The organism is Streptomyces sp. NPDC017095, assembly GCF_044332325.1.
Classification (GTDB): Bacteria; Actinomycetota; Actinomycetes; order Streptomycetales; family Streptomycetaceae; genus Streptomyces.
This window is the reverse complement of sequence record NZ_JBIROU010000021.1, coordinates 61,245-73,907: the sequence shown is the minus strand read 5'-3', so window position 1 is coordinate 73,907 and position 12,663 is coordinate 61,245. Positions and strand designations below refer to the sequence as shown.

Here is a 12,663-nt window from a genome sequence, read left to right as displayed (position 1 = left end):
TGCTGCGTGGCGGGGCGCCCCGGCCTGCGGCACCCGGGCGGCATGTCGGCAGAGGCTATCGGATGGTCCGGAGCCCGTGTTCACCGGCCGTTCACGGTGCGGCCCACGAGGGCTGACCCGGCCTTTGCCGCGATCATCATGGGCGATCCGGGGCCCGGCCACAAACCCAAGGGGGCAGACCCGGGCAACCGGGACACGGGGCCGCTCCCGGCATAGGGTGGACGACCATGACGTGGCTGATCACCGGCGGAGCCGGATACATCGGGGCGCACGTGGCGCGGGCCATGGCGGACGCGGGCGAGCGCGTCGTGGCGCTGGACGACCTCTCGGCCGCCGTGCCGGAGCGGCTGCCGGCCGAGGTGCCGCTCGTGCGCGGCTCGACCCTGGACGGACCGCTGCTGAAGCGGGTCCTGGCGGAGTACGGCGTGACGGGCGTCGTCCATCTCGCGGCGCGCAAGCAGGTCGCGGAGTCGGTGGCCCGGCCCACCCGCTACTACCGGGAGAACGTGGGCGGCCTGGCCACCCTGCTGGAGGCGGTCGCGGAGGCGGGCGTGGGCCGGCTGGTGTTCTCCTCCTCGGCGGCGGTGTACGGCAACCCGGACGTGGACCTGATCACCGAGGACACCCCGTGCGCCCCGGTGAACCCGTACGGCGAGACCAAGCTGGCCGGCGAGTGGCTGGTGCGGGCGGCCGGACGGGCGCACGGGATCTCCACGGTCTGTCTGCGCTATTTCAACGTGGCGGGCGCGGCGGCGCCGGAGCTGGCGGACACCGGTGTGTTCAACATCGTGCCGATGGTCTTCGACCGGCTCACCCGCGGCGAGGCCCCGCGGATCTTCGGTGCCGACTACCCGACGCCGGACGGCACGTGCGTCCGCGACTACATCCATGTCGCCGATCTGGCCGAGGCCCACCTTGCGGCGGCGCGGCGGCTGGCCGCCGGGGAGGTCACCGGCGATCTGACGCTGAACGTCGGCCGCGGCGAGGGCGTCTCGGTGCGCGAGCTGATCGCGGTCGTCGGGGAGGTCACCGGGGACCGCCGGCCGCCCGTGGTGGAGGACCGCAGGCCGGGGGACGCGCCGCGCGCGGTGGCCTCCGCCGAGCGGGCCGCCGCGGAGCTGGGCTGGCGGGCCCGGCGCGGGGTGCGGGAGATGGTCGGTTCGGCCTGGGCCGGCTGGCTGCTGCACCAGGAGGGACAGCGGGTCTCCAGCTCCTGACCTGGGAAGTGTTTGCGCAGGTCACAGCATATGACAACGGTGTTCAGTGCCGCGTTGCCAATACCCCCCGCCCGTAGTTCACTGGCCTGTCGGAGCGGCACACGGAAGGCGGATGTCATGGGCGCAGGGCACGACCACGGGCACTCCCACGCGCCCGCCCCGGGCACGGCCACGGCGGCGTACCGGGGCCGGCTGCGTGTGGCGCTGGGCATCACGCTCATGGTCATGGTGGTCGAGATCGCCGGCGGTCTGGCGGCGGACTCGCTCGCGCTGATCGCGGACGCGGCGCACATGGCGACGGACGCGGTGGGCCTCGGCATGGCGCTGCTCGCGGTCCACTTCGCGAACCGCCCGGCGAGCACCAACCGCACCTTCGGCTACGCCCGCGCCGAGATCCTCGCGGCCCTCGCCAACTGTCTGCTGCTGCTCGGCGTCGGCGGTTACGTCCTGTACGAGGCGGTCCAGCGGTTCGTCGAGCCCGCGCAGACCCGCGGCGGCCTGATGATCGTGTTCGGTCTGGTCGGCCTGGTCGCGAACTCCGTCTCGCTGGCGCTGCTGATGCGCGGGCAGAAGGAGAGCCTGAACGTGCGCGGCGCCTTCCTGGAGGTGGCCGCGGACGCGCTCGGCTCGGTGGCGGTGCTGATCTCGGCGGTGGTGCTCCTGACCACCGGCTGGCAGCCGGCCGACCCGATCGCCTCGCTGGTCATCGGGCTGATGATCGTGCCGCGGACGCTGAAGCTGCTGCGCGAGACGCTGGACGTGCTGCTGGAGGCGGCTCCCAAGGGCGTCGACATGGCGCAGGTGCGGGCGCACATCCTGGCGCTGGACGGCGTGGAGGACGTCCACGACCTGCACGCCTGGACGATCACCTCGGGCATGCCGGTGCTGTCGGCGCACGTGGTGGTCAGCTCCGAGGTGCTGAACGCCATCGGGAACGAGAAGATGCTGCACGAGCTGCAGGGCTGCCTGGGCGACCACTTCGACGTGGAGCACTGCACCTTCCAGCTGGAGCCGGGCGGGCACGCGGAGCACGAGGCCCGGCTGTGCCACTGAGCGCCCGGGCCGGTGCGGGCCGCCCCCGGGCGGTTCCCTGCGGCGGGCGGCGGGCTCGATGACCTACCGGGTCCGGCTCCCGGTGCCGCGCCGCGCGCGGGACGTGCCCGGAGCGCCGGACCCGTACGGCAGACTTGGGGTGCTAGGACCGAAGCGAAGGATGCGTATGCCGATCACACCTGCCACCGCGACGCACAGTCCGTCGGAGGGCACCGCAGAGGCGATTTTGCTGGAACTGGTCGACGAGAAGGGTGTGACGATCGGTACGGCGGAGAAGCTCTCCGCCCACCAGCCGCCGGGCCGGCTGCACCGGGCGTTCTCGGTGTTCCTCTTCGACGAGCGGGGCCGGCTGCTGCTCCAGCAGCGGGCACTGGGCAAGTACCACTCCCCCGGTGTGTGGTCCAACACCTGCTGCGGACACCCGTACCCGGGCGAGGCGCCGTTCGCGGCGGCGGCCCGGCGCACCCACGAGGAACTGGGCGTCTCCCCGTCGCTGCTGGCGGAGGCCGGCACGGTCCGCTACAACCATCCCGACCCCGCCTCGGGCCTGGTGGAGCAGGAGTTCAACCACCTGTTCGTCGGCCTGGTGCAGGCGCCGCTCGCGCCGGACGACCAGGAGGTCGCCGCGACCGGCTTCGTGACGGCGGCCGAGCTGGCGGAGCGGCACGCCCGGGACCCGTTCTCGGCCTGGTTCATGACCGTGCTGGACGCGGCCCGGCCGGCGATCAGGGAACTGACGGGCCCGGCCGCCGGCTGGTGATCCGTCCCGGTCGCCTCACGGCAGCGCCGCGGGCTTGAGCGGCAGGGCGGCCCAGATCACCTTGCCGCCGCTCGCGGTGTGCTCCATGTCGACCACCCCGCCCGCCTCCCGGGCCACCTCGCGGACCAGGAGCAGCCCCCGGCCGCCGGTCTGCCCGTGGTCGGCCTCCAGGGCGGTCGGCCGGTAGGGGTGGTCGTCCTCCACCGACACCCGCACCCAGTCGGCCCCGACGGCCACCTCCACGGCCAGCACCGGCGACAGCAGCGCCGCGTGCCGTACCGCGTTGGTGACCAGTTCGGAGACGATCAGCAGCAGCCCGTGCACCAGGTCGTCGGAGACCGGCACGCCCTGGCGCAGCAGCAGGTCCTTCACCGCGTGCCGGGCCTGCGGGACCGAGGCGTCCACCGCCGCCGCGGTGAACCGCCAGACGCCCTCGTACGGCAGCGGGTCCGGCGGCCGTTCGCCGCGCCCCGCCGGGCACGGGCCCTCCCCGTACCCGTGGTTGTCCCTCGTCCGGTCGCCGTCCTCGCGCTCGATTGTCACCACACGCCGAGTGTTGGCAACGGTGTGCTCCCGCCCGGTCACCTGAACAGAAGTCAGCGGGTATCGAACGGTTTCTGACCGGGTGCGCTTGACCTGGTCGCCGACGGGACTGTTCCTGTTCCCCCCACGCCGGTTCGCGAACTAGTCGGGTTGTACGGGTTTGCCCGGCCGCGCGGTGTGCTCCGCCCGCGGCGGCGCGGACCGCCTCGGCTACGATCCGCCGCATGGAGCCCCAGCTGTCGCACCGGATCGCCGACTCCGTCGCCACCGTGGTGATCCGCAACCCCGCCAAGCGCAACGCCATGACGGCGCCGATGTGGCGGGCCCTGCCTCCGCTGCTGGACACCCTGGCGCGCGATCCGGAGGTACGGGCGCTGGTCCTGACCGGCGCGGGCGGCACCTTCTGCGCGGGCGCCGACATCGCCACGCTCCAGGGCTCGCCCGAGGAGGCGCAGGGCCTCGCGGTGGCGGCCGAGGAGGCGCTGGCCGCGTTCCCCAAGCCGGCCGTCGCCGTGGTGCGCGGGCACTGTGTGGGCGGCGGGGCGCAGCTCGCGGCGGCCTGCGATCTGCGGCTGGCGGAGGAGGGCGCGCTGTTCGGAGTGACCCCGGCGCGGCTCGGCATCGTCTACCCGGCCTCCTCGACCCGCCGGCTGGTGTCCCTGGTCGGCCCGGCCACCGCCAAGTTCCTGCTGTTCACGGCGGAGTTGATCGATGCCGGGCGGGCGCTGCGGACCGGTCTGGTGGACGAGGTGCTGCCGGCGGACGCGCTGGACGGGCGGGTCGCGGAGCTGACCCGGGTGCTGGTGTCCCGCTCGCAGCTCACCCAGGCCGCCGCGAAGGAGTTCGCGGCCGGCCGGACCGACCGGGACGCCCACTGGACCGCGCGGGCCCGCGGCGGCGGCGACACGGCGGAAGGGGTCGCCGCGTTCCTGGAGCGCCGCCGGCCGCAGTTCACCTGGAGCGTGACCGCGCCCGACTGAGGCGTCCGGGCCCCGCCGTCCGCGCCGCGCGGTGGCCGCGCCGCCGCGCGGGCGCCCGGCCCGGCCACCGGGTCCGGCGCCCCGCCGGGCGGCGCCCTGATCCCGGTTGTCGGTGTCACCTGCCACAATTGCCGCGCAACCTTTAGTGGAGAAGGCGGTACGGGATCGTGACGACACCCGGGTCCCTCGGAACAGGGTCCATCGAAGGCAGGATCGCCGAGGAGCTAGGCGTACGGGAGCGGCAGGTGAAGGCCGCCGTGGAACTGCTCGACAGCGGCTCCACCGTGCCCTTCATCGCTCGCTACCGCAAGGAAGCGACCGAGATGCTCGACGACGCGCAACTGCGCACGCTCGAGGAGAGGCTGCGGTACCTGCGGGAACTGGAGGAGCGCCGCAGCGCGATCCTGGAGTCGGTGCGGGAGCAGGGCAAGCTCACCGAGGAGCTGGAGGCGCGGATCCGGGGCGCCGAGACCAAGGCGCGGCTGGAGGACGTCTACCTCCCCTACAAGCCCAAGCGGCGCACCAAGGCGCAGATCGCGCGCGAGGCGGGTCTGGAGCCGCTGGCGGACGGGCTGCTGGGCGATCCGGCGGTCGACCCGCTCGCGGCCGCCGCCGCGTTCGTGGCCCCGGACCGGGGCGTGGCCGATCCGCAGGCCGCGCTGGAGGGCGCGCGGGCCATCCTCACCGAGCGGTTCTCCGAGGACGCCGACCTGATCGGCGAGCTGCGCGAGCGCATGTGGGTGCGCGGGCGGCTCGCCGCGACGGTGCGGGAGGGCAAGGAGGAGGCGGGCGCGAAGTTCGCCGACTACTTCGACTTCGCCGAGCCGTTCACGGACCTGCCCTCGCACCGGATCCTGGCGCTGCTGCGCGGGGAGAAGGAAGAGGTCCTGGACCTCGTCCTGGAGCCGGAGGAGCCCACCGAGGGTCCCTCGTCGTACGAGGGCGTGATCGCCTCGCGGTTCGGGATCGCCGGCCGGGGCCGGCCGGCCGACAAGTGGCTGGCGGACACGGTCCGCTGGGCCTGGCGCACCCGCATCCTGGTGCACCTCGGCATCGACCTGCGGCTGCGGCTGCGCACGGCCGCCGAGGACGAGGCGGTGAACGTGTTCGCGGCGAACCTGCGGGACCTGCTGCTGGCCGCCCCGGCCGGCACCCGCGCGACGCTCGGCCTGGACCCGGGGTTCCGGACGGGGGTGAAGGTCGCCGTGGTCGACGCCACCGGCAAGGTCGTCGCCACCGACGTCATCCATCCGCATGTGCCGGCCAACAAGTGGGACCAGGCGATCGCCACGCTGGCGCGGCTGGCGAAGGAGCACGCGGTCGAGCTGATCGCGATCGGCAACGGCACGGCGTCCCGGGAGACCGACAAGCTGGCCGCCGACCTCCTGGCGCGGCACCCGGAGCTGAAGCTCACCAAGGTGATGGTGTCCGAGGCGGGCGCGTCGGTGTACTCGGCGTCGGCGTACGCCTCGCGCGAGCTGCCGGACCTGGACGTGTCGCTGCGCGGCGCGGTGTCCATCGCCCGGCGGCTGCAGGACCCGCTGGCGGAGCTGGTGAAGATCGACCCGAAGTCCATCGGCGTCGGGCAGTACCAGCACGACCTGTCCGAGGTGAAGCTGTCCCGCTCGCTGGACGCGGTCGTCGAGGACTGTGTGAACGGCGTCGGCGTGGACGTCAACACCGCGTCCGTGCCGCTGCTGTCCCGGGTGTCGGGCGTCTCCGCCGGGCTCGCCGAGAACATCGTGGCGCACCGGGACGCCCACGGCCCCTTCACCTCCCGCGCGGAGCTGAAGAAGGTCGCGCGGCTCGGCCCGAAGGCGTACGAGCAGTGCGCGGGCTTCCTGCGCATCCGCGACGGCGTGGACCCGCTGGACGCCTCCAGCGTGCACCCCGAGGCGTATCCGGTGGTGCGCCGCATGGTGAAGACCACGGGCCAGGAGGTGGCGTCCCTGGTCGGGAACACCGGCGTGCTGCGTTCGCTGCGGCCGGCCGACTTCGTGGACGACACCTTCGGTCTGCCGACCGTCACCGACATCCTCAAGGAGCTGGAGAAGCCGGGCCGCGACCCGCGTCCGGCGTTCAAGACGGCCACCTTCAAGGAGGGCGTGGAGAAGATCTCCGACCTGGCCGCCGGGATGGTGCTGGAGGGCGTGGTGACGAACGTGGCCGCGTTCGGCGCGTTCGTGGACGTCGGTGTCCACCAGGACGGTCTGGTGCACGTGTCGGCGATGTCGAAGTCGTTCGTCAAGGACCCGCGCGATGTGGTCAAGCCCGGTGACATCGTCAAGGTGAAGGTCCTGGACGTGGACATCCCGCGCAAGCGGATCGCGCTGACCCTGCGGCTGGACGACGAGGCGGCCCCGCAGGGCCAGGGCGGCGGCCGGCCGCAGCGGGGCGGTGCCCGTCCGCCCCAGCAGCGGCAGGGCGGCGGCCAGGGGCAGGGTCAGCGGCAGGGCCGGGGCGACGGCGGCCAGGGGCAGCGGCAGGGCGGCCAGCGCCAGACCCAGGGTCACGGACAAAGCCAGGGCCAGGGCCAAGGGCAGCGGCAGGGCCGGGGCGGCGGTGACCGGGGCGGGCGGCAGGCCCCGGCGCCGGCCAACAGCGCGATGGCGGACGCGCTGCGCCGCGCGGGTCTGCTGAACCCGAAGAAGAGCTGACGGCACGGGTCCGGGGCCGGGCGGCGCCACCGTCCGGCCCCCGACCACGCGTGGGTCAGCGCTCCGTCACCTTGCCGTCCGCGACCTCCAGGCGTCGGGTCACCCGGACCGCGTCCAGCATCCGCCGGTCGTGGGTGACCAGCAGCAGGGTGCCCTCGTAGGCGTCGAGGGCCGACTCCAGCTGCTCGATGGCGGGCAGGTCCAGGTGGTTCGTCGGCTCGTCCAGCACCAGCAGGTTGACGCCCCGGCCCTGGAGCAGGGCGAGCGCGGCACGGGTGCGTTCGCCCGGGGACAGGGTCTCGGCGGGGCGCAGCACGTGGTCGGACTTCAGGCCGAACTTGGCGAGCAGGGTGCGCACCTCCGCCGGTTCGGTGTCCGGGACGGCCGCGCGGAAGGCGTCGAGCAGGGACTCGGGGCCGTGGAACAGTTGCCGGGCCTGGTCGACCTCGCCGACCAGGACACCGGAGCCGAGGGCCGCGTGGCCGCGGTCGAGCGGGATACGGCCGAGCAGCGCGCCGAGCAGGGTGGACTTCCCGGAGCCGTTGGCACCGGTCACCGCGATCCGGTCCGCCCAGTCGACCTGGAGCGACACCGGTCCGAGGGTGAAGCCGCCGCGCCGCACTTCGGCGTCCCGCAGGGTCGCCACGACCGCGCCCGACCGCGGGGCCGAGGCGATCTCCATGCGCAGCTCCCACTCCTTGCGCGGCTCCTCCACCGTCTCCAGGCGCTCGATCAGGCGCTGGGTCTGGCGGGCCTTGGCGGCCTGCTTCTCGCTGGCCTCGCTGCGGAACTTGCGGCCGATCTTGTCGTTGTCGCTGCCCGCCTTGCGGCGGGCGTTCTTCACGCCCTTGTCCATCCAGGCCCGCTGCGTCTGGGCCCGCTCCTGGAGGGCGGTCTTCTTGTCGGCGTACTCCTCGAACTCCTCGCGGGCGTGCCGGCGGGCCACCTCCCGCTCCTCCAGATAGGCCGCGTAGCCACCGCCGTAGACGTTGACCTGTCCCTGGGCGGCGTCGAGTTCCAGGACCCGGGTGACGGTGCGGGTGAGGAACTCGCGGTCGTGGCTGACGACGACCGTGCCCGCGCGCAGACCGGTGACGAACCGCTCCAGACGCTCCAGGCCGTCCAGGTCGAGGTCGTTGGTGGGCTCGTCCAGGAGGAAGACGTCGTAGCGGGACAGCAGCAGGGAGGCGAGGCCGGCGCGGGCCGCCTGGCCGCCGGAGAGGGCGGTCATCGGCTGGTCCAGGTCCACCGTCAGGCCGAGGGAGTCGGTGACCTCCTCCGCGCGCTCCTCCAGGTCGGCGCCGCCGAGGCCGAGCCAGCGCTCCAGGGCGGTCGCGTAGGCGTCGTCGGCACCGGGCGCGCCGTCGACCAGCGCCTGGGTGGCCTCGTCCATGGCCCGCTGCGCGGCGGCGACACCGGTGCGGCGGGCCAGGAAATCACGGACGGTCTCGCCGGGCCGGCGCTCCGGCTCCTGCGGCAGATGGCCGACGGTCGCGGCGGGCGGGGACAGCCGCAGCTCGCCCTCGTCGGGCGGGGTGAGTCCGGCGAGCATCCGCAGCAGGGTCGACTTTCCCGCGCCGTTGGCGCCGACCAGCCCGATCACGTCTCCGGGCGCGACGACGAGGTCGAGCGCGGAGAACAGGGGGCGGTCGCCGTGCCCGGCGGCGAGGTTCTTGGCAACGAGGGTGGCAGTCATCAGAACGCCGATCCTAACGGCGGCGGGTACACGCCTCCGCCGGGTTTCCCGCCGCTCCGGATCCGGGCGACCGCCCTGCCCCGGCCGGCCGCGCGGGGCCTATCGTCCTGGTGTGGACAGTGCGCCGAGTGATGAAGTGATCGTGGTCGGAGGCGGTGTCGCCGGGCTGACGACGGCCGTGCTGCTGGCCGAGTCCGGGCGGCGGGTGCGGGTGTGGGCCCGGGAGCCGGCCGAGGGGACGACGTCGGCGGTCGCCGGCGGCCTGTGGTGGCCGTACCGCATCGAACCCGGGCCGCTGGCCGGCGCGTGGGCGCTGGAATCCCTCGGCGTGTACGAGGAGCTGGCCGCGCGGCCCGGGGAGACCGGGGTGCGGCTGGTCGAGGGCGTTCACGACGGGGTCCGGCCGGCGGAGCTGGGCGCGTGGGCGGGCCGGGTGCCGGGGCTGCGGGCGGTGGCCGGCGGGCTGGCGGCGCGGCTGCCGGTGGTCGACATGCCGGTGCACCTGGCATGGCTGCGGCGGCGGCTGGAGCGGGCCGGGGGCGCGGTGGAGGTGCGGGAGGTGACCGACCTGGCCGCCGTGCCCGCCACGGTGGTGGTCAACTGCACGGGTCTCGGGGCCCGTTCCCTGGTGCCGGACCCGGCGGTGCGGCCCGTGCGCGGGCAACTGGTCGTGGTGGAGAACCCGGGCGTGACGAGCTGGTTCACCTCCGTCGACCACTCCCCGGGCGCGTCCACGTACTTCATTCCGCAGCCGGGCCGGCTGCTCCTGGGCGGCACGGCCGAGGAGGACGACTGGTCCCTGGAGCCGGACCCGGCGACCGCCGCGGCGATCGTCGCCCGCTGCGCGGCCGTCCGGCCGGAGATCGCCGGGGCCCGGATCCTCGCCCACCGGGTGGGCCTGCGCCCGGCCCGCGCGGCGGTACGGCTGGAGCGCCGCTCCCTCCCCGGCGGGCGCGCCCTGATCCACAACTACGGCCACGGCGGCGGGGGCGTCACAGTGGCCTGGGGCTGCGCCCGCGAAACCCGGGACCTGGCCTTCCCGGCCCCCTGACGCCTCCCCCGGCACGACGGGCACACTCCAGGGGCGCGGCAACCGCGCGCCCGGCCCTGGGCGGCTGCGGGCCCGCCCCGGGCGGCGCGCGCCCGGCCGCTCCCCGCCCGCCGAGGCGACCAGCACGCCGCAGAGGCGCGGGGAACCGCACGACCGGCCCAGGACGGCCCGTACCCGGCGACTTCCGGCGCACGGCAGCCCGTACCCGGCCGCCTCCGGCGCACGCGGCCCGCGCGCCGCGCCCGTTGAGGCGACCAGCACGCCTCAGAGGCGCGGGGACCGACGCGTCCGGCCCAGGACGGCCCGTCCCCGGCCACTCCCCGCACACGACGGTCCGCACCCGGCCGCTTCCGGAGCACGGCGGCACGCGCACGCCAAGGCGACCAGCACGCCCCAGAGCCGCGGCGAACCACACGACCGGCCCACGACGGCCCGAACCCGGCCACTCCCCGCACACGACGGCCCGCACCCGGCCGCTTCCGGAGCACAGCGGCACGCGCACGCGCCCGCCAAGGCGACCGACACGCCCCAGAGACGCGGGGACCGACGCGTCCGGCGCAGGACGATCCGTGCCCGGCGACTTCCGGCGTACGACGGTCCGCGGCCGGCCGTGCCGCGCGGCCGCCCCGCTTCGTCCTGTCCGTCAGTCGGTCGGGAGGTGGCGGACGGGGCCGGGTGTGCGGACGCCGTCCAGGATCGCCGGCGCCGGCGCCCTGGTGGCCGTGGTGCCCTGCGTCGCCCTGGTGAACGCCGCCGCGCCGCCCACCAGCGGCAGCTTCGCGCTCGTGCGGGACAGGTCGACCGTGAGCGTCGGCCGGGTGGACGGCGGGTCGATGAGGTCCTTGTCCGTGCCGGCGACGACCAGGGCCAGCCGGTGTCCGGCTGGCACGACGTGGTCGGTGGCGCCGAGGCGGAGCGTCATCGTGTACGGCCGGCCCGGCGTGAGCGGGACGCCCCTGGTCGCCGAGGCGTAGTGCCCGAGGTCGGCCCAGCCCCGGCTGACCACGGTGGAGCCGACGGCGGCGGTCTTGGCCCGGGTCTCCTTGTAGCAGGCGCTGTCCCCGGCGGTGCTCGCGCCCCAGCAGGTGCGGTCGGTGAGGGTGGTGATGCCCTCGGCGGCGTCGGCGTAGTCGCGGATGGTGTCGGGACCGACGTCCACCAGGACGGCGGACAGGTGGGTGGTGGCGGTGGTCGGGGTGGCGGTGACCGTCACCGCGGAGGAGCCGGCCAGCCGCAGGGGACGGGTGAGGGGCGCGGTGAGGAAGCCGGCCTTCTCGGGCGTGCCCGTGGTGATGCGCGCGGCCCAGTCGGTCTCGCTCAGCGCCGGGTCGTCCGTGAAGGTCTCGGTGCCGGCGGACCGGCGCAGGCCGAGCGTGCCGACGCCGGCCCGGTCGCCGGGGGCCGGCCGCAGCACGGTCGCGCGCGTGCCGGCCGGGGGCCAGGAGGTGCTGGTGACCCACTGGTCGGGGTGGCGTTCGACGTCGGCGGCCGGCTCGCGGTCGATGCCGTTGTCGTAGCCGAGGAGTTCGTGGTCGAACCAGCGGTGCAGGGTGTCGACCCAGGCGCCGCGCCGGTAGTCGAAGGGGTCGACGTGCCCGGTCTGGGACAGCCAGATCTTGCGCCGCACACCGTGCCGGGCGAGGGCGTCCCACCACGGGCCGAGGTGCTGGGTGCGCACGTTGAGGTCCTGCATGCCGTGCACCGCGAAGACGCTGGCCCGCACCTTGGCCGCGTCCTTGACGTAGTCCCGCTCGGTCCACAGCGGGGTCCGGTCGCCGCTGCGCGGGCTGCCCTCGGCGAGACGGCGCTGTACGGCCGCGCAGTGCGCCCGCGCGCCGTCGCTCTCGACGGCGTCGGCGAGTTCGTCGGGCCCGCCGTCGTAGAGCGGGGCGCCCTGGGCGAAGTAGTAGTCGTACCAGGAGGAGATGGCGCTGATCGGGACGATGGTCTTCAGGCCCCCCACGCCCGTCGCGGCGACGCCGTTGGCGATGGTGCCGTCCCAGCTCTTGCCGATCATGCCGGTGCGGCCGTTGGTCCAGCCGGCCCGTACCAGGGTGGCGCCGGTACGGCTGGTGTACGCCCTGCCGCGGCCGTTCAGCCAGTCGATCACGGCCTTCGCGGACCGGATGTCGGACGGGCCGCCGATGTCGACGCAGCCGTCGGAGCGGTTGGTGCCGGCCAGGTCGACGCCGACGAAGGCGTAGCCGCGGGGCACGAAGTAGTTGTCGTAGTAGAGCGGCATCCGGACGACGTGACCGTGCGTGTCGTACGTCTTGCGCTGGCTCTCGTTGCCGCGCCCGCAGCAGGAGTAGTAGGGGCTGGCGTCCATGATGACCGGCACCTTGCGGCCCTGCCGGGCGGGTTCGGCGGGCCGGACGATGTCGGCGGCGACGCGGTCGCCCTTCCCGTCGTCGTCCCCGTCGAGGCCCGTGTCCACCCACACGGACTCCCGGACGGCGCCGGCGTAGGAGTAGACGGGCCGGCTCTCCCGGGGCGCGGCGTGGGCGGCCGGGGCGGGGAAGACGGCCGCCAGCGCGGCGACGGCGATGAGGACGAGCGGTCTGCGGACCCTGGAGCGCGTGCGTGTCGGCATGCGCGGACGGTACCCCCGTCAACTCGCCCGCAGAAGAGGGCACTCCGCGGACGTGACGGCCGAATGGCGATCGTGTGACAGCAGGGGCCATGGACAGGCCGGAGACCACAGGG

General features: G+C 74.7%; 9 protein-coding genes. 6 read left to right on the top strand and 3 right to left on the bottom strand.

What is annotated here, in order from left to right:
- Positions 1–227 precede the first annotated feature (227 nt).
- The 3 genes from galE (at position 228) to idi (ending at position 3,030) form a co-directional block, all read left to right on the top strand.
- The gene (gene galE / locus ACH4OA_RS31170) at positions 228–1,217 is read left to right on the top strand and encodes a UDP-glucose 4-epimerase GalE (RefSeq protein ID WP_365881410.1); all 990 of its coding nucleotides are present in this window, start codon (positions 228–230) and stop codon (positions 1,215–1,217) included.
- Positions 1,218–1,334: 117 nt separating this feature from the next.
- On the top strand, positions 1,335–2,270 hold the full coding sequence (locus ACH4OA_RS31165; protein WP_365881412.1) for a cation diffusion facilitator family transporter: 936 nt from the start codon (positions 1,335–1,337) through the stop codon (positions 2,268–2,270).
- 166 nt (positions 2,271–2,436) lie between these two features.
- Positions 2,437–3,030, top strand: a complete 594-nt coding sequence (gene idi / locus ACH4OA_RS31160) for an isopentenyl-diphosphate Delta-isomerase (RefSeq protein WP_365881414.1) — start codon at positions 2,437–2,439, stop codon at positions 3,028–3,030.
- A gap of 15 nt (positions 3,031–3,045) precedes the next feature.
- On the opposite strand, the gene ACH4OA_RS31155 is transcribed toward idi, so the two are convergent.
- The gene (locus ACH4OA_RS31155; RefSeq protein WP_397972661.1) at positions 3,046–3,576 is read right to left on the bottom strand and encodes an ATP-binding protein; all 531 of its coding nucleotides are present in this window, start codon (positions 3,574–3,576) and stop codon (positions 3,046–3,048) included.
- A 221-nt stretch (positions 3,577–3,797) separates the two neighbouring features.
- On the opposite strand from ACH4OA_RS31155, the gene ACH4OA_RS31150 reads away from it, so the two are divergent.
- Positions 3,798–4,553: an enoyl-CoA hydratase/isomerase family protein gene (locus tag ACH4OA_RS31150; protein ID WP_397935563.1), complete on the top strand. Its 756-nt coding sequence runs from the start codon at positions 3,798–3,800 to the stop codon at positions 4,551–4,553.
- Between the two features lie 167 nt (positions 4,554–4,720).
- Positions 4,721–7,210, top strand: coding sequence for a Tex family protein (locus ACH4OA_RS31145; RefSeq protein ID WP_397935565.1), 2,490 nt, complete (start codon positions 4,721–4,723; stop codon positions 7,208–7,210).
- A 55-nt stretch (positions 7,211–7,265) separates the two neighbouring features.
- Here the strand turns inward: ACH4OA_RS31145 and ACH4OA_RS31140 are convergent, their stop codons facing one another.
- Positions 7,266–8,906, bottom strand: coding sequence for an ABC-F family ATP-binding cassette domain-containing protein (locus ACH4OA_RS31140; RefSeq protein ID WP_397972659.1), 1,641 nt, complete (start codon positions 8,904–8,906; stop codon positions 7,266–7,268).
- 136 nt (positions 8,907–9,042) lie between these two features.
- Between ACH4OA_RS31140 and ACH4OA_RS31135 the strand changes: the two genes are divergently transcribed.
- A complete protein-coding gene (locus ACH4OA_RS31135) occupies positions 9,043–9,957 on the top strand; it encodes an FAD-dependent oxidoreductase (protein WP_397972700.1) in 915 nt (304 codons plus the stop codon).
- Positions 9,958–10,600: 643 nt separating this feature from the next.
- On the opposite strand, the gene ACH4OA_RS31130 is transcribed toward ACH4OA_RS31135, so the two are convergent.
- Complete coding sequence (locus ACH4OA_RS31130; RefSeq protein WP_397972656.1) at positions 10,601–12,550, bottom strand: Xaa-Pro dipeptidyl-peptidase; 1,950 nt, start codon at positions 12,548–12,550, stop codon at positions 10,601–10,603.
- Positions 12,551–12,663: the final 113 nt, after the last annotated feature.